Here is an 816-nt window from a genome sequence, read left to right on the forward strand (position 1 = left end):
AACCTTAAATAATCGTATATCACAGCAAGAAGGAATATTTAATGAAATTAAAAATATAGGAATCGAAAGTGGGTTTAATTATAACAGTATTATTGATGATACATATGTTTCTAATATTATTTTAATAAGTAAGTACCTTCAAATAAACAATATTAGTGAATTAGAACAATTACTGGAAAACAATAAAGCGGACATCAAGATGTTTTTTGATGAAGTAATATCTGTAGACGGAAAGGACAAATATTGGGGAGCAGATATTCCTTTTCTTGTGATGATGTCTCTACTTTTAAATCTGAATGAGGAACAATTGGAGCAATTCAGTACTAAAGTAAATTGGAATAATAGTATCTGGGATAAAACAAAAAAGTCTATCCTGAAAATCAAAAACTACAGCTAACAATGGCTTCTATGAAAAGCCATTGTTTAAGCAAGTACCTTAGATGAGTTTAAATTTACTATTTTATTTTTAATTATATCATAATGCTAATGTGGTGTTGGAATGTTGGCTAACGCGCAGCGTTATCAACATTACAATGCCTTTTTATATAACTCGCTCAGCATCCTATATGTAATCAGCTTTCTTAAGCCGTTACCAGCATCTGTATGATTATGAGTTATTAAACCTGATCACTTGCTAACCGATGTGGTCGATTTTGAAAACCGCCACCTACATTGTTCTGTGCTGCAGGTTTTTATCTTTTTGAGCTTAGTTATCTTGTTAATTATTGTTCTCTTTGCAAAAGCGTTATTACTCTATTACTCCTATTTCATAAGGTATTTCTGTTTTTATTACTGCCAAGGTGCGGCTCAATAGCT

1 protein-coding gene is annotated in these 816 nt (G+C 31.2%); it reads left to right on the top strand.

Annotated features, from left to right (window positions below; genetic code table 11):
- The coding region (locus tag J8281_RS18895; protein ID WP_210199225.1) for a hypothetical protein at positions 1-397 on the top strand (397 nt) is incomplete at its 5' end.
- Positions 398-816: the final 419 nt, after the last annotated feature.

This window comes from Aquimarina sp. U1-2 (assembly GCF_017897595.1).
Lineage (GTDB): Bacteria > Bacteroidota > Bacteroidia > Flavobacteriales > Flavobacteriaceae > Aquimarina.